Annotated in this window: 16 protein-coding genes; 11 read left to right on the top strand and 5 right to left on the bottom strand. The window is 61.7% G+C overall.

Annotated elements, in window-relative coordinates; translation table 11 throughout:
- A partial coding sequence (locus AB5Y50_RS14370; RefSeq protein WP_139127878.1) for a zinc ribbon domain-containing protein occupies positions 1-237 on the top strand: 237 nt, incomplete at its 5' end.
- Positions 238-386: 149 nt separating this feature from the next.
- Positions 387-4,223: a DEAD/DEAH box helicase gene (locus AB5Y50_RS14365; protein WP_368163071.1), complete on the top strand. Its 3,837-nt coding sequence runs from the start codon at positions 387-389 to the stop codon at positions 4,221-4,223.
- 78 nt (positions 4,224-4,301) lie between these two features.
- Here the strand turns inward: AB5Y50_RS14365 and AB5Y50_RS14360 are convergent, their stop codons facing one another.
- Positions 4,302-5,195 carry a DNA replication terminus site-binding protein gene (locus AB5Y50_RS14360; protein WP_045524126.1) on the bottom strand — a complete coding sequence of 298 codons (894 nt, stop codon included), beginning with the start codon at positions 5,193-5,195 and terminating at the stop codon, positions 4,302-4,304.
- A gap of 530 nt (positions 5,196-5,725) precedes the next feature.
- Between AB5Y50_RS14360 and AB5Y50_RS14355 the strand changes: the two genes are divergently transcribed.
- The 7 genes from AB5Y50_RS14355 (at position 5,726) to AB5Y50_RS14325 (ending at position 11,567) form a co-directional block, all read left to right on the top strand.
- On the top strand, positions 5,726-5,935 hold the full coding sequence (locus AB5Y50_RS14355) for a DUF1127 domain-containing protein (protein WP_010675316.1): 210 nt from the start codon (positions 5,726-5,728) through the stop codon (positions 5,933-5,935).
- Positions 5,936-6,204: 269 nt separating this feature from the next.
- On the top strand, positions 6,205-7,224 hold the full coding sequence (astE, locus tag AB5Y50_RS14350) for a succinylglutamate desuccinylase (RefSeq protein WP_104454406.1): 1,020 nt from the start codon (positions 6,205-6,207) through the stop codon (positions 7,222-7,224).
- Positions 7,225-7,495: 271 nt separating this feature from the next.
- Positions 7,496-8,584, top strand: coding sequence for a pyruvate dehydrogenase (acetyl-transferring) E1 component subunit alpha (gene pdhA, locus AB5Y50_RS14345; protein WP_368163070.1), 1,089 nt, complete (start codon positions 7,496-7,498; stop codon positions 8,582-8,584).
- On the top strand, positions 8,581-9,567 hold the full coding sequence (locus AB5Y50_RS14340) for an alpha-ketoacid dehydrogenase subunit beta (protein WP_368163069.1): 987 nt from the start codon (positions 8,581-8,583) through the stop codon (positions 9,565-9,567). Before pdhA ends, AB5Y50_RS14340 begins: the two co-directional genes overlap by 4 nt.
- A 94-nt stretch (positions 9,568-9,661) precedes the next feature.
- Entirely contained in the window at positions 9,662-10,762 is a 1,101-nt protein-coding gene (locus AB5Y50_RS14335) for a dihydrolipoamide acetyltransferase family protein (protein WP_053288328.1), read from the top strand.
- 206 nt (positions 10,763-10,968) lie between these two features.
- The gene (locus AB5Y50_RS14330; protein ID WP_005302803.1) at positions 10,969-11,178 is read left to right on the top strand and encodes a cold-shock protein; all 210 of its coding nucleotides are present in this window, start codon (positions 10,969-10,971) and stop codon (positions 11,176-11,178) included.
- A gap of 77 nt (positions 11,179-11,255) precedes the next feature.
- A complete protein-coding gene (locus AB5Y50_RS14325) occupies positions 11,256-11,567 on the top strand; it encodes a hypothetical protein (protein ID WP_103260431.1) in 312 nt (103 codons plus the stop codon).
- Here the strand turns inward: AB5Y50_RS14325 and AB5Y50_RS14320 are convergent.
- The gene (locus AB5Y50_RS14320; protein ID WP_010675310.1) at positions 11,554-11,802 is read right to left on the bottom strand and encodes a TIGR02647 family protein; all 249 of its coding nucleotides are present in this window, start codon (positions 11,800-11,802) and stop codon (positions 11,554-11,556) included. The two genes, AB5Y50_RS14325 and AB5Y50_RS14320, sit on opposite strands and share 14 nt — an antisense overlap.
- A 246-nt stretch (positions 11,803-12,048) precedes the next feature.
- On the opposite strand from AB5Y50_RS14320, the gene AB5Y50_RS14315 reads away from it, so the two are divergent.
- Complete coding sequence (locus AB5Y50_RS14315) at positions 12,049-12,597, top strand: hypothetical protein (RefSeq protein WP_045524136.1); 549 nt, start codon at positions 12,049-12,051, stop codon at positions 12,595-12,597.
- A gap of 94 nt (positions 12,598-12,691) precedes the next feature.
- On the top strand, positions 12,692-13,084 hold the full coding sequence (locus AB5Y50_RS14310; RefSeq protein ID WP_010675308.1) for a DUF2750 domain-containing protein: 393 nt from the start codon (positions 12,692-12,694) through the stop codon (positions 13,082-13,084).
- 86 nt (positions 13,085-13,170) lie between these two features.
- On the opposite strand, the gene AB5Y50_RS14305 is transcribed toward AB5Y50_RS14310, so the two are convergent.
- From AB5Y50_RS14305 to AB5Y50_RS14295, 3 genes are all read right to left on the bottom strand, one after another.
- Positions 13,171-14,976, bottom strand: coding sequence for an extracellular solute-binding protein (locus AB5Y50_RS14305; protein ID WP_368163072.1), 1,806 nt, complete (start codon positions 14,974-14,976; stop codon positions 13,171-13,173).
- A gap of 135 nt (positions 14,977-15,111) precedes the next feature.
- Positions 15,112-16,005: an EamA family transporter gene (locus AB5Y50_RS14300; protein ID WP_010675306.1), complete on the bottom strand. Its 894-nt coding sequence runs from the start codon at positions 16,003-16,005 to the stop codon at positions 15,112-15,114.
- A 272-nt stretch (positions 16,006-16,277) separates the two neighbouring features.
- A partial coding sequence (locus tag AB5Y50_RS14295) for a transposase (protein ID WP_319861765.1) occupies positions 16,278-16,419 on the bottom strand: 142 nt, incomplete at its 5' end.

Genomic DNA, 16,419 nt, shown 5'->3' with positions numbered 1-16,419 from the left:
AACCCGGCCTACACGAGCCAGCAGTGCGCCTGTTGTGGGCATACTGCGAAGGATAACCGCCAGACGCAAAGCCAGTTTAAATGCGCTGCGTGTGGCTATGAGGCGAACGCCGATGTGAACGGCGCTCGCAATATTTTAGCGGCGGGACACGCCGTTTTAGCCTGTGGAGGCGTGGTGCAATCAGGCCGCCCGATGAAGCAGGAACCCGGTACTGCGCGAGCAGCTATCACCCAGTAATGGGGATCCCCCTCCTGTGACGCGAAGCGCTAAGGTGGGGGAGGATGTCAACAAAGGCGCCAGCTTTTTTGCACTATTTCGCGCTTAAGGGTCGAGCCGCCGCCGCTTTCCCGTTAAAATTCCGCCTTTGCACTTGCCCGTGAGTTCTGATGTCAGCCTTCACCCTCTCTTCAGATTGCCATGCCCTGCTGTGCGAGCTGCATTTGCAGCGCGCCGCCAGCACTCGTTACCTGCAAGACACCCTCTATGCCCCGGGCGCACCCGGGCGTGCGCTGCTCGACACCCTCGAACAGTTGCAGCAGTGGGGGCTTGTCCGTCAACGAACGGAGCAGCAGTGGAGTCTGACGGCAGAGGGAACCCTGACCCTGATCCTGGCGGTGCGTGCGGGGGAGTGCCCCATGCCGCAGTGGTCCCGCATCCCCTCGGTCACGGGCCTGGAGCAGGCACAGGAGGTGGTGCGCGAGCTCTGTCTGGGGGAGGCGGGGCAGATCCCGGCCTATTACCAGAGTGCCGAACTCCTGAGCCTCCTAGATCTCGCCGATGCTCACCGCCTGCTGGCAGGCTCCAGCCCCGCCTGGCAGGCCCTGCTGCTCGAGCACTTCGCCCTGCAGGCCCTGCTTGATGCTGAGCCTGACGAGGGCTGGCCGCTGGCAACGCTGGTCGCCTCCTGCTCCCCGGCGCTCTCTGGCCAGATCCAGGCTCGCGCCCAAGAATGGGAGTGGCTCTGCGGCCCCTTTGGCGGCGAGGTAACCACTCACTGGCCTGCACTGCAACAACTGGCGCAGCAGGGGGATGAGCAACCCCTGGCCGAGCGGCTGCTGGGCGCGCTTGGCCAGTGGCAGGGGCAAGAGGCGTCGCCCTGGCCCCGGATGTTCAGCGCCCTGCTCTGGCTCGGCTGGTTGCAACAGGCAGATCCGGTGCAGGGGAGCGAGCAGCGCAAGAAGTGGCAGCGCAGTCTGGGCAATCACTCCCCCCTGCTGGCCGATCTGCTGGGGCAGTGGGCCGGTGATCGCCACGGCCAGGCGGTCGGCCTGTTCGATACCCTGCAACTGCCGCTGGAGGAGCTCCACTGGGGTTACCTCTGGCTCGATCTCTGCGCCCTGGCGCGCCATGGCGAGCAGAGCCCCCAGGTGACCATCTTGCACAAGTGGGACCTCTCTCACGTGCTGGACGCCGAGCCCCGGCATCGCCTGATGGTCTTCTGCCAGGATCTGCTGCGACTCCTGCTTGGCCGGGAGGCCGCCCATTGGCCCCTGCGCGCGTTGCGTCCTGCTCAAGGAGAGGAAGAGGATGCCACCGAGGGGGAAGGCAAGGCCCCCGCCTCGGCAAGCTGGCTCAACTGGCTGCAGGGATTGGGACGCTCGAGTGGGGTGCGCAAGCCTCGGGAGCGGCTGGTCTGGCTGCTCCACGCGGAGGGGCCAGAGCTTGAGTGCAAGATCCAGAAGCAGAGTACCAAGGGGGAGTGGACCGCCGGGCGAAGGGTCGATCCTGCCCTGCTTTCCACCCAGTACGCCAGCCTGCTGGATGAGGCGGACTGGGCACTGGTGCGTACCCTGCCGCGCAACATGGACAAGCTGCCCCGAGATGCCTGGGTGCCCCTGGCAAACCATCCTCGGCTCTTCAATGCCAAGGGGCAGAAGCTGCAACTGGCCATCAGTGCCCCTCTGCTGCAACTGGTACAGAGCGGGAAGGGCATGAGTGCCAGACTAAACCCTGCTCCCGCCGCCCGTGGTGCGCACATCGTCCCTCTTGCTCAGGATTTGTGGCAGCTTATTCTGACACCGCAGGCGCTGCTGGACAGACTACCGGCCCTGGAGGCCATTCCGGCATTGCCGCCGGCCGGGCTCGAGGAGTTGCAACGCACGCTGGATGCCATCCCCGATCTCCCCTGGCACAGCCAGGTGGCGGGCCTCAGGGGCAATGCCGAGCTGGCCCCCTGGCCCGGCGTTCCCTCCGTCCTGCTCGACTGGCAGGAGGGGCAGCTCGTGGTCCAGCTGGTGACCCGGGAGGGGGACCTGCCTCCCTTGCCTCTGGGCAAGGGGGAGGCCATTGTGCGCCAGGGTATCCGGGAGTATCACTACTGGCAGCGGGATCTGGCTGCCGAGAAGGACGAGGCCCAGCGCCTTCGCAACCAGTTGCCCATCGGCCTGCCCGGCAACGAGTGGAAGCTGGACGGCGAGCAGGCACTCACCCTGGTCAACGCCCTGCCAGAGCTGGTTGACGCCGGTGTGGTGGTACATTGGCACCAGGACAGCACCCGCCTCAAGAGCCTCGATGAAGAGGCCCTGAGCCTGCGTATCGAGCGGCGTCAGGACTGGTTCCAGGTGGAAGGAGAGCTCTCGCTGGACGAGCATCAGATCCTCGATCTTCGCCTCATCCTGCGACAGCTGACCCCGGGCCAGCGCACGGTGCAGCTCGACGATAAGACCAGCCTGATGTTGAGCGACAAGCTGGTTGAACGTCTCACCGTGCTCGGCGCCATGCTGGACGACGAGCAGCGTATCAACAACAAGCTGGCCTATCCGCTGGCCCGCCTGCTCTCCGTCATCACCACCGAGGGGGATGCCGCCTGGCAGAACCTTCAGCAGGAGTGGCAGCAGGAGGTGAGCTGTCCCCCCGAGCTGCTGACGGCGCTGCGGGACTATCAGAAGGAGGGGGTACGCTGGATGGCGACCCTGGCTCATCACGGCTTCGGTGCCTGTCTGGCCGATGACATGGGCCTTGGCAAGACCTTGCAGGCCCTCATCGTGCTGCGCATGCGCCAGCACCTGGGCCCGGCGTTGGTGGTGGTGCCCAAGTCAGTGGTCACCAACTGGCAGGAGGAGGTGGCCCGCTTTGCCCCCGAGCTCGAGGTGGTGGTGTTCGACCATCCCGCCGAGCGGGAGACCCTGATCCAGGGGGCCAGGGCCGGACAGATCGTCCTGGTCAACTACGGCATGCTCGGCAGTCTCTCCCAGGCGCTCAAGTCCCGCCGCTGGTCGAGCATGGTGCTGGACGAGGCACAGCAGATCAAGAATGCCGGTACCCAGCGCGCCAAGCTGCTGTTCCAGCTCGACGGGGATTTTCGCCTCGCCCTCTCCGGCACTCCCATCGAAAACCATCTGGGGGAGCTGTGGAGCCTGTTCAGCTTCATCAACCCCGGCCTGCTCGGGAGCCTCGGGGAGTTCAAGCGCCGCTTTGGCAAGGCGGTCAAGGATCCCCAGCACATGGCGATGCTGCGGGCGGTGATCAGCCCCTTCATCCTGCGCCGCCTCAAGCAACAGGTGCTGACGGAGCTGCCGGACAAGACCGAGATCATCCATCACATCAGCCTCTCCCCCGAGGAGCGTCAGCTCTACGAGGCGACCCGGCGCGAGGTGGTGCAGCAGGTGCAAAGTGCCGATGGCCGTGCCCTGATGCATGTGCTGAGCGGCCTGACCCGGCTGCGCCGACTCTGCTGCTCCCCCCAGCTGGTGATGCCGGAGTGGTCCCAGACCAGCAGCAAGCTGGACGAGGCGATGGCGCTGCTGGACGAAGCCATCGATGGTGGCCACCGGGTGCTGGTGTTCAGCCAGTTTGTCGATCTGCTGAGCCTGCTGCGCAGCCGTATCGAACAGCGGCAGTGGGACTACTGCTATCTGGATGGGGGCTGCTCGGCCAAGTCCCGTCAGGAGTCCATCCTGCGTTTTCGCCACGAAACGGTGCCACTCTTCCTCATCAGCCTCAAGGCGGGGGGGACGGGCCTCAACCTGACCCAGGCCGATACCGTGCTGCACCTCGATCCCTGGTGGAACCCGGCGGTGGAAGATCAGGCGAGCGATCGGGCGCACCGCATGGGCCAGACCCAGCCGGTGACCGTCTATCGCCTGGTGTGCGAGCAGACGGTGGAGGAGAAGATAGTGGCGCTGCACGACGAGAAGCGGGCACTGGCCGACGGCCTCCTGAGCGGCCAGTCCGAGGTGAAGGGGCTGGATGTGGAGAGCCTGCGGGCACTGCTGATGAGCTGACGGCGGGCTGTCGCTCGATGTGACAAGGGGAGCATCACGGATGCTCCCCTTGTCGTTTGTGGCGGTGCCGAGCCTGCGCTACCCCTGATAGAGGTAGAGGTGCAGCCGCTCTATAATGGGGTCACCGCCAATCTTGCGATCCCGGCGTGCCTGGCGCAGCTTGGGCGGGTAGTGACCCAGATGGGTGACGGCCGGCTGGGTATCGGAGCAGAGCAGCAGGGGCAGGCTCGCCTTGATCTGCTGCTTGCGGGGCTCCCGGTCCTGCCAGAGCAGGTTGATCATGGGGTGGGTCTTGACCGGCCTGCGGATCCGCAGGCCGGCATCAGCCGGCAGGCGGCGAATGTCGTATACCTCCTGATCCACCATCTTGCTCCACTCTTCGTTGTCAAAGAGCGCCGGTACGTACCGGCGGCTGCGCTCCAGCATCTCCAGTACCTGCTCCCGGCTGAGGCGGCTGATGCTCTGCTTGTCGGCCCAGGTGAAGCCCAGCGAATGGAGATCTCCCTGAAGCCAGGTCAGCTTGCGATAGACCTGCAGGGTGATGACACCGGGCAGGGCACCGTGCACCAGCTCGAACTTCTCGTCCCGCCCGCCCGCCGCCTGGACCATGGCCTTGAAGGCGAGCTTGTGCGCGTTGATCTCCTCGATGACGGGGGCCAGCTCCCTGGCGCAGGCGGCAGGAAAGCGCAGCCAGCCGGGCAGACGGTGAGTCGCCTTGGTAGAGCAGCCGGGGCGGGCGCTGTGGTCCTGAAAGGCGGCGAGGGTGGCGGCAAGGGCCGCCTCGCCCGAGAGATAGCCTACCTCGATGGCCTCGATGGGCTCATGCTCTTCCCCCTGGGCCACTGCCGGGAGGGGATAGACATGAGCCTCCAGCAGCTCGAGCTGGCCCAGTTGCCGGGCAAGACGTGCCAGCGACGCCTCCAGCAGGGCCATCTGTTGACGCAGGGCGGCGGTGGGGGTAAAGGTGTCCATCGGCAGATCCTGTGTGTGTGCCGCTCCCCTGTTCAGCATGATATTGGGGCAGTGTGGGGAGGCAGCATGATAAACCACTGTATAAATAACCATACCAGTATGATGGCAGGGTGCCAAGTGTCCGGTGCCACCCTGACGATGGGGGTGACATGGGGGCATCCGGTTCAGGTTGCCTGTTCGTATCTTTTTGTTAAATAACGATCTTGTTGCGATCTATTTGTTAACAAACCCTGGTGACCGAGAGTTTGCACCCTGCTGACTCGGTGTCGTGCCGTGCATAGCTAGCGTGGGAAAGTGCATAGTTAGAAGTGGGTGGCGCAGGAGAAAATGCTGTCAGGCTGCCAGGGGGAAAGTTTCAGCATTATTTCATTTTAAAATCATATGGTTATGGTTATTGCCCTGGCGATATCAACCATTACTTTTACTAATGTCATGTATCAAAATTCGTCAATTGAGGCACCTCCCCGCCCTGACTAAGCTTTGCGCATCAAATCCGAGCCTTGCGCAGAACGAGAGAGAGGAGCCATATCATGGCCAACATGACTTATACCGAAGCCGGTTACCAGCATTCCAGCGAATCGAATCTGGTTGCTCGCGTCAAGATGACCGTCCTGACCTGGCTGGAACGCAGCCGCAGCCGTCGCCAGCTCTCCGAGCTGCCCGCCTACCTGCTCAAGGACATCGGTCTGAACGAAGCCGACCGCTATCAAGAGACCACCAAGCCGTTCTGGCGTGGTTGATCAGCCGGGCATGGATGCCTTGTTTTTCTGCTGATACCAGGGGCATGATGCCCACCCGTCTGCCGAAGGCATGCTGCCTTCACCTGCCGATACCCGTTCACCACTTTCCCTCTCCCGTGTTTCCCCCCGCTTGACCCTGTTGCATGAGTTGTCACTCATTCTCGCCACTTTTGTATCCTTACTGTTTGAATTTGTTTAAAAACTGATTTTAAGCCCGGTTGCCTTGCGTATAATCCGGCCATGGCATTTCAGACTAAAGGGTGAGACGGATGATTCCCCAGCATGACTTTTTGGCCCTGACGCGCCGCCATGAGTGGCAGCTCGAGCCTTTCGCCTTCAATCTGACCGACGGTACCCGGGTGAGCGTGTGGGATACCGGCGTGATCTGCCTGGAACCCGCTTCCGAGGCGGGGCAACCCGGGCACAAGGACATCGTCCTCTCCTGCGGCATCCACGGCAACGAGACCGCCCCTATCGAGATCTGCAACCAGTTGCTGACCCGGTTGCTCGCAGAGGAGCTCAAGGTTCGTCACCGGGTGCTCTTCCTCTTTGGCAACCCCGCCGCCATGAACCAGGGGGTGAGGGAGGTGGAAGAGAACATGAACCGCCTCTTCTCGGGCGCCCACAGCAAGGGGGAGGGGCTGTGCAACCGGGAGCGCATCCGCGCCATGCGTCTGGAGCAGTATGTGAGCCGCTTCTTTGCCGACTCGGGCAGGCCCCGTTACCACTACGATCTGCATACCGCCATTCGCGGCTCGCGCCACGAGAAGTTTGCCGTCTATCCCTTCCCCCACGAACGCCCCCACTGCAAGGAGCAGGTACGTTTCCTCGGTGCCTGCGGCGTGCGCACCATACTGCTCTCGAGCGGCCCGACTACCACCTTCAGCTATTACAGCTCGCACCAGCACGGCGCCCATGCCTTTACGGTGGAGCTGGGCAAGGTGCGGCCTTTCGGTGAAAACGACATGACTCGCTTCATCGAGGTGCGCCAGACATTGCAGGAGCTGGTGACCCGGGATGAGGTGGCCCTCGAGCCATGGCGAGCCGATGACTTCACCCTTTTTGCCATAGATCGGGTGATCAACAAGCAGTCGGAGCAGTTCCGCTTCCTGTTTGCTAGCGATGTGGACAATTTCACCGAATTTCCCCAGGGTTTTGTGCTGGCAGAAGATGGGGATCGGCAATACAGGGTAGAGAAAGCGCGGGAGGCGGTGGTCTTCCCCAACGCCAACGTGGCCATCGGACAGCGCACCATGCTGCTGGTAGTACCCACCCGTTTGTGGGAGTGAATTGACGCCTTTTTCTCATGCTGAACCTGCGCCACGGGCGGTGGCAAGCAGCATGACGGTGATGGGCGTGATCCCGAACTCGATATGACAGGGAGCCTGAACAGGCTCCCTTCTTTGTTTCTGCTCGCCGAAAGTTCCGATTACCTTCGAAAATAAAAGAAGTTTCTACTGGTCTTACCTGGATGAATCTCGTTGCCCTTTAGTTAACATGTTGTTTACATTTTAAATGTCACCTCATGGTGGTGACGCTGACAACGGCAAGGAGCCAGTTATGACCCATGTCGACATTCCCTTCCTTCGTTACCTCGATGAGGAGGGGCGCCCGGTCGCGACACTGCCGACTTGGCTGGACAAGGCGATGCTGCACACCTTCTACCGCAACATGGTGATGGTGCGCAGTTACGACAAGAAAGCGATAGCACTGCAGCGAACCGGCAAACTCGGCACCTTTCCCTCCCATCTCGGGGCGGAAGCGGTGGGGATCGGTGTCGGGCTCGCCATGCAGCCAGAGGATGTCTATGTGCCCTACTACCGGGACATGCCCACTCTCTACGTGAGGGGCGTGCCCATGGAGCATAACCTGCAGTATTGGGGCGGCGATGAACGGGGCAGTGTCTTCTACAAGGCCGATGGCGAGTTGTCGGAAGACTTGCCCATCTGCGTTCCCATCGCCACCCAGATCACCCATGCTGCCGGCATCGCGGCCGCCTTCAAGCTGCGCAACCAGCCCAGGGTCGCCGTGGTGACCATCGGCGATGGCGGCACGTCCAAGGGAGACTTCCTCGAGGGGCTCAACTGTGCCGGTGTCTGGCATCTCCCCATGGTGATGATCATCAACAACAACCAGTGGGCCATCTCGGTGCCGCGCAAGTTGCAGTCGAGCGCGCCCACCCTGGCCCAGAAGGGCATCGGGGCCGGGGTGCGCAGCCTCCAGGTGGACGGCAATGACGTGGTGGCGGTCTATGAGGCGACCCGCGCCGCCGTCGAGCGGGCTCGCAGCGGCAAGGGGCCGACGCTCATCGAAGCCGTCAGCTACCGGCTCGGGGATCACACCACCGCCGATGATGCGACTCGCTATCGTGACGGCGCCGAGGTGGAAGCGGCCTGGGCCAGGGAACCGGTCAAGCGGCTGCGCCAGTTCATGTTTGAACGGGACTGGTGGGATGAGCAGCAGGAACAGGCACTGCTGGCAGAGGCGGGCCGGGAAGTGGAACGCGCCGTTGCCGCCTACGAGGCCATCACGCCCCAGGCGCCGGAGACCCTGCTCGATTACCAGTTTGCCGAGCTGCCGAAGGCCTATCTTGCCCAGCGCCAACGCATCATCGCCAAGGGCATGCAGCAGAGCGGGGAGGGACTATGAGCGATATCACGCTGCTCGAAGCGATCAATCTGGCGTTGCACCACGAGATGGCACGCGATCCTGATGTGGTGGTACTGGGGGAGGATGTGGGGGTCAACGGCGGTGTGTTTCGCGCCACAGTGGGCCTTCGCGATAAATTCGGGTTCAAGCGGGTCATCGATACGCCGCTGGCCGAAGGGCTCATCGCCGGAGTGGCGGTGGGCATGGCGACCCAGGGGCTCAAACCCGTGGCCGAGTTCCAGTTCCAGGGCTTCATCTTCCCGGGCATGGAGCAGATCATCTGCCAGGCTGCACGGATGCGAAACCGGACCCGTGGCCGTGTCGCCTGTCCCATCGTCTACCGCTCCCCCTACGGCGCCGGCATCCATTCGCCCGAGCACCACAGCGAGAGCGTCGAGGCCCTGTTTGCCCATATCCCCGGGCTGCGGGTCGTTATCCCTTCGAGCCCGAAGCGAGCTTACGGCCTGCTGCTGTCGGCCATTCGGGATCCGGATCCCGTGATGTTCTTCGAGCCGGATCGCATCTATCGCTCCATGAAGTCGGATGTGGTGGATGACGGCATCGGCCTGCCGCTGGATGTCTGCTTTACCCTGCGTCCCGGCCGGGACATCACTGTGGTGGCCTGGGGAGCCTGCATCCAGGAAGTCATGCGGGCGGCGAACCTGCTGGCGGAGCAGGACATCCAGTGCGAGGTGCTGGATCTTGCCACCATCAAACCCCTGGACATGGAGAGCATCCTGACCTCGGTACGCAAGACCGGGAGGTTGCTGGTAGTACACGAAGCCTGTGGCAGTTTCGGGGTGGGGGCCGAAATCGTGTCCCAGGTGACCGAAGAGGCGATGACTGCCCTCAAGGCGCCGCCAAGACGCCTCACCTGCGTGGATGCCGCCGTCCCCTACTATCGCAACGAGGAGTATTACCTCATCACCGAGCAGGAGATCGCGCAGGCAGCTCGGCAACTGATGGAGAACCAGTGGCTATGACGCGCGACAGGTACGGATGCGCAAGTGCCTGGGCCACAGGGCTCCATGGTGTCTGTCAATGTTTGGTGATGTCCCAGCAGAGGGAGAGCAGGTCATGAAATTTTTCAAATTGCCGGATCTGGGCGAAGGACTGGCCGAGGCCGAGATCGTCGAGTGGAAGGTGAGCGCCGGTGATACGGTGCAGGTAGATCAGGTACTGCTGTCGGTGGAGACGGCTAAGGCGTTGGTGGATGTGCCCTCGCCGGTGGCCGGGGTCATCGCCAGATTGTGCGGGCAGGAGGGGGACATCCTCCACATCGGGGCACCGTTGGTGGAGTTTGAAGGGGGCGAGGATGACGGCACCGTCGTTGGCAAGGTCAGCGCCCATCAGCAGCATATCGAGGATCATTTCGTGGTGGGGGCCATGGCGCCCGGCGGTACGTTGGTGCAAGCCATGCCAGCGGTCCGTCTGCTGGCGCAAAAACTGGGGCTGGATATCGACAAGGTCAAGGGAACCGGCAGCGCTGGCATGGTGACCGAGCAGGATGTGCAGCAGGCGTTCGAGGCCCAGCAGGAGAGCGGCAACGAATTCCTGAAAGGCTCGCGCCGGGCCATGGCCAAGGCGATGGAGCTCTCGCACCGGACTGTGGTGCCGGTGAGCATCACCGACGAAGTGGACTTGCGCCACTGGCGCCCGGATGAAGATGTGACTGTGCGCCTTATCAAGGCGATCGGCGTGGCGTGTCGGGCCGAACCCTCCATGAATGCGTGGTTTGACGGAGAGACCCTGTCGCGGCGTCTGTTCAGGGAGGTCAATGTGGCCATCGCGGTTGACTCCAAGCATGGGCTCTATGTGCCCGTGATGGAGAACGTGGCTGAACGGGACTCGGCTGACATACGGCAGGGACTGGATCGGATGATCGCCGATGTCAAGGCCCGTGCCGTGCCGCGGGAAATGCTGCAGGGGGCAACCATCACCCTCACCAACTTTGGCGCCATCGCTGGCCGTTACGCCAGCCCCATCGTCACACCACCCCAGGTGGCCATCATAGGTGCGGGCAAGTTGTTCGAGAAGGTGGTGTTCATCCACGGTGAGGCGCGCCCGGTGCGTGCACTTCCCTTGTCGATGACGTTTGACCACAGAGCCTGCACCGGTGGAGAGGCGGCTCGCTTCCTCAAAGCCTTGGTCCAGGCACTGGAGTCGGCACAGGTCTGACCCGCTGTACCCCGCCGCTGGCGGGGTACAAATTTGTTTGCGTAATCGACAAAGGCACGTATAATGTTAACCAGCTTGAAAAGGCGATAGTTATGTCAATGAATATGATGTTTTACATCTTTTCCTGTTGTTCATAAGTAATCCCGTTTTTTGAGCTTTACCCGCTGAAAAGCATAAGTAATTATTTTGAATACAGGTTTAAAGATATGTCTAACATGATCACCGGTACCGTTAAGTTTTTCAACGAAACCAAAGGTTTTGGCTTCATCCAGCAAGAAAACGGCCCGGACGTTTTCGTTCACTTCAGCGCTATCCAAGGTAACGGCTTCCGTACCCTGGCTGAAGGTCAGCGCGTACAGTTCTCTGTGACCCAAGGTCAAAAAGGCCCGCAGGCTGAGAACGTAACTGCTCTGTAATTCTTGCAGAATTTAAGAAAGCCGTGGTACCTCTGGTGCCACGGCTTTTTGTTTTCATGGCTTCATCAATACGCGTCATGACCCTGCTCGCATCCCTCTTGCTGACCGTGGCGTTGACCGGTCAGGCCAGCCCGCCAACGCCTGATCCTGCGGTGAATGATGCCGTGTCCGTGTGTCAACAGTTTGTACATGTTCGCCTGGGAAACGCGGTGAAACCCGATGAGATCAGGGTACAGCCGGTGCCAAAACGGGCGGGAGAGTGGCTGGTCGATGGCAAGATAAAAGGACCCGAAGGTCCTTTGCTGTTTGCTTGTCTGCTGCGACAAGGAGAGCGCTGGGAGTTGCTCAACTTCTCGCTCTGGGCACCACAACCGCTCAATTCGGCTTGAGTGCGACCAGCAGGTGTTGGAGATGCTCCAGCATGGTCATGCCGAAAGGGGTCAGATAGCCGCCATCTGCCGCGGTGATCAGGCCCTGGCTGTGCAGGCGCGCTGCCGCCTGGCAAAGCGCTTCCGACATGTCGCTGCGCAGCTTGATCCCCAGGCTCATGTTGGCCGGATCAAAACACGCCAGTATTTTCAGCTCATTCACAAAATCGTCAGAAACCTGGTTGATCCCACTCATGGATGCACTCCTTACGCTAAAGATGTATGCAACCTAGCATCCCCGGTGCCTCTTTAGTGGGCGCTGGCTCAAACAATTGGCCTTTATCGGGGCCGCTCTGGTTCAAACGCTGCTTTTTTGGACGCTATCTATCACCGGTCCGGCTGGACGCAAACGCCCCCAGCAAGGCAAACATGCTAGAATGGCACCCTCGTTCACCCTCATGACCAGGCGTGATGCTAGGTCATCTTGTTCAAGGCGCGTCTCATGATCACTGTCACTCTGGTCTCTCTGCTGCACTCTCTGGGTCCCCGTTTTCCTGTTTATGCTCCCTCCTTGCTGCTCCCTCTCCTAGCGCAACATCAAGGAGATCTCTGGCTGCCGGCCATTCGTGGGGAAGACGTGACGACCCTGCGTCAGCATGGCAAGGATGCCCAGAGTCTGGCTACCTTGTCGGCAGGCTGGTGCGAGTTCGCGGCCCAGAGCAAAGAGACGCCGGAGCTCGATGCGCTGGCAAGTTACGATGAGGAGATGCTGGACAACCTGCAGATGTACTGGCGCCACCCGAGCAAGATAAACAGCCCGATCACCGATAACCTGTTCGAGCTGCGCCGCGAGGTGGTGGACGAGGCCCATGGCGGCAAGCTGGTTGCTGCCTGGAGTGCCGCCCAGCAAGCACGGCTTGAGCAGATCATGGTGGGGGTCGCTGCGGGGCGGGATCAGCTCTGCTTTGTGGAGGTGGAGTCCGCCTATTGGCTGAGGGAGCGACTGGGTGAGACCGCGGGACTCCGGCTGTTGACCCCCGAGCTGGGGTGAGGCGATGGAAAGACAGATGACCGATTACTCCTGCTGGACAAGGGGTCGGCAAGATGTGAACATGTCGCCCTTTATTGAACGAGAGACTTGACCGATGAGCTATGAACTTAGCGACACCGAGCGCAATGCCGCGCTGCAACTGAACGCCGATTACCGCTTTGATCACTTCATCAGCAAGTTGGTCGAGCACGAAGAGCTGTTTGTCCTGACCGACGAACACGGCGTCATGATGCTGACGACCGAAGAGGAAGACTGCATCCCGGTATGGCCGCATCCCGACTACGCCAAGGCCTGGGCCGAAGGGGAGTGGGCCGAGTGCAAGCCGCAATCCATCACCCTCAAGGTGTGGCTGGATCGCTGGGTGGATGGCATGGAGCAGGATGATCTCTGCGTGGCCGTGTTCCCGACGCCGGATCAGGAAGGGATTGTGCTGGATCCGGCCGACGTGGCCGACGCCATCGCGCAAAAGCAGGCCAAGCGCGGCTAAGTCCCGTCTAGGCACTGCCGCCACAAAAAAGACCCCGCCACAGTGCGGGGTCTTTTGTTTGCGCCGAACCAGAGCGCGGAGCCGGCTCAGGGTTGTTGGTAGCGGGTGTCGATCACAGTGACGGGAGGGAAGGTCTTGCCCTGCTTGATGGCGGCTTTCGTCTCCGCTTTCAGCTGCTCGTCAATCCAGAGCAGGCCGCCGAAGCTGTAGCCCGAGTTGGCGCCATCCAGGGGCCAGTAGAGCAGATCGCTCTGGGGCGTTGCCGGTATCTTGGGCAGTTTTATCCAGCGCCAAGCACCTGCCCGGGTATAGGGGACCTGATAGGCGGGGACGAAGCTGGCCAGCTCATAGAGCCGCTGTTGGATCTGCCGTGAGAGCTCGGCCTTCTTGCCAAAGTCGAAGGCCTTGTCGTATTGCTCCACCAGGGCCGAGATGGCGTCGTCATCGAGGTTCATGATGTTGTTGGTCTGGGGCTTGTTGGCGTTGACCTTGTGGAAGTGTTCCCAGTAGGCCGGATAGCGGCCACTGCTCCAGGCCATCCAGGCGCTCTGGTGCTTCTTCTCCAGCATGGATTTGAAGCCGGCGGAGGCATCCATCAGGTTCAGCTCCAGATTGAGGCCCGCCTTCTTCGCTTCTTCCCGCAGCAGGGTCAGGCGCTGGGCATGCTCGGCCGTGGTGTAGGTGATGCTGAGGGAGAGGGGCTGGCCCCTGTCGTTTTGCAAGACGCCATCCGGCCCCGTCTTGGTGAAGCCCGCCTTGGCGAAGTAGTCCCGCGCGAGCTTGGGATCGAAGGGGCGTGCCTTGATGTCGGTATTGGTGAAGGCTCCCTGGCCCGAGCCGTAGCTGTTGAGGCGTTGGTAGTCACCCCGCAGCAGGGTGGCGATCATCTTGTCGAGGGCGAGGGCATACTGGATGCCGAGCCGCACATTGATATCCTTGAGCAGCGGGTCGGCGGTGTTGAGGTAAAGCCCCATGGGGGACTGCGGCGTCTGGTTGTAGAACCAGAGCCGCTCGATATAGCCCTTCTCGAATTCGGCGGTCTTGCTCTTGTCGTGCCACCAGTTGGGCATCACGAGGGGGAAGGTATCGAGCTCACCGCGCAGGAAGTGCTGCCAGGCGATGTTCTGATCCCTGAGCACCTTGATCTCGATGCGATCCGGATTGAAGCGGTGCTGGAAGTAGCGCTCGTCGTTCCCCCACCAATCCTTGACCCGGTCGAAGGTAACCGACTTGCCCTTCTTGAGCTCGCCAATCTGGTAGGGGCCTGTGACCGGCAGCACCTTCCAGTTGTACTCCTTGACCCAGTTGGCGGTCAGCTTGATGGCGTGGCTGGGTTCCGGGGTGAAGGGGAGGGCTTCGAGCAGATCTTCCCGGCTCTTCTCGGTACCGCTGGTGATGGCGAGGGTGTGATCGTCAAACTTGGTCACTTCGCTTATCTGGGTGCTGTAGTAGTTGTTGTACCAGGGGTCGTTGATCTCCTTGCTGCGCATCATCTTGAGGGTGAAGACCCAGTCATCCGCAGTGACGGGCTGGCCGTCCGACCAGCGGGCCTTGGGGTTGATGCGAAAATAGAGCGTCTTGTTATCCGCGCCGAAAGCCCACTGGTTGGCCAGCATGGGGATGGGATTGCGCGTCACGGGATGGGTGCTCAGGAGCGGCAGGTTGGTCTCGCGCACGTAGGCTGCAAAGCCGCCGTTGGAATCCGGCCCGTATTTGCGCAAGGTGAGCGGAAAGCTCGACATGAAATCCCGGAAGGTGCCGCCTCGCTTGGCCTCGGGGTCTGCATAGACGGGGTCGGTGTCGTTGCTCTCCCATTTGAGATCTGCCGGCAGGGTGGCACTCCAGCCGAACGGGCTCCAGCAGAAGGGGAGCAGCATGGCCATGACCCGCATGATGCCTGGTAAAGAGGGGATGATCGAAAATGACGGATGACGCATGTCCTTGCTCTCCTGATGATGGCGTCCTGCCGAAATAACGGGGTGGGCCCAAGAGGGCCTGACCCATGATGGGAAGTTTCCCGGGCGAGGTCAATCCTCGGTTTGGGTCTTCAAGAAGCGCATCTTGCCCCCCAGCAGATGCACCACGAAGCCGAGCAGCACCAGACCCGAGCCCAGCCATTGCAGGGGAGTGGGGTGTTCATCGAGCAGCAGGGCGGCGGCCACCATGCCGACACAGGGCACCAGCAGGGAGAGGGGGGCAACCTGGGCCACCGGATAGCGCATCAGCAGCCTCCCCCACAGGCCATAACCGAGCCAGGTGGCGATAAACGAGAGATAGAGCACGCACAAGACGCCCTGCCAACGGATGTTGAGCAGGCTGCTTGCGATGAGTTCGGGCCCCTCGAACAGCCAGGAGAGCGCGAAGAAGGGCAGGATGGGCACCAGCCCGCCCCAGGCGACCAGGCTCGGCAGAGAGGTGCGATAGCGCAGACCTATCTGGCGATTGATGACATTGCCAAGGCCCCAGCAGGCGGCTGCGCACAGCGTCAGCACAAACCCGATGAGGGTGAGGTTGCCCTCGCCATGGGTGGCAATGAGATAAAGACCTGCTCCCGCCAGCGGCAGTGCCACCCAGTGGTGGGGCTGCCAGCGCTCTCCCAGCCAGATCATGGCGAACAGCAGGGTGAAGACCACCTGGGATTGCAGCACCAGGGAGGCCATGCCGGCGGGCATGCCGAATTTCATGGCGCAGAACAGGAAGGCAAACTGGCCCAGGCTGATCGCACCGCCATAGGCCAGCAGCCAGCGCCAGGGCATGGCAGGCCTGGGGACCAGCAGAATGGCCGGGAAGACGACTCCGACGAAACGCAGTGCTCCCAGCAGCAGTGGGGGGATGCCTTCCAGCCCCCACTTGATGGCGACGAAGTTGAGTCCCCAGCAGAGAATGACCAGGGCGGCCAGACACTTGTCCTTGGTTTGCATGCGGCATCCTTGTTTGAGCGGCGCCCGCACGGCAGGGCGCCGAAGGGGTCGAGCATACCTGCTACAGGGTGGGCACCGTCAAGGGCGCTGGTGTCTACCTGCACACCGGGCGAGCGCGGGCGGGCTAAGCTAAAAAGTGAGCGCCCCGATTGACGGGTTGGCGTCGATGGCTAACCGGAGGTATTCCATGAGCGACCATACCCTGCTGCCCCATCTTAAATGCGAAAGGGGACTCCCTCCGACGTAGGTGGGAGGGGAATTTCGCCGGGGCGTCAGCCCCGCTGGTTTTGAATGTATTGCTTGATCACCTCCAACGGTGCTCCGCCGCAAGAGCCCGCAAAGTAAGAGCGTGACCAGAGTACGGGTTTGCTGTAAGCACCTCTCAAGTCCAGAAATTCATTACGCAGTCGCCTT

Origin of the sequence: Aeromonas sp. s6 (assembly GCF_040907815.1) — a bacterium.
Taxonomy (GTDB): Bacteria; Pseudomonadota; Gammaproteobacteria; order Enterobacterales; family Aeromonadaceae; genus Aeromonas; species Aeromonas caviae.
Note: the sequence above shows the minus strand (reverse complement) of the source record. Positions and strands in the feature narration are given on the sequence as shown.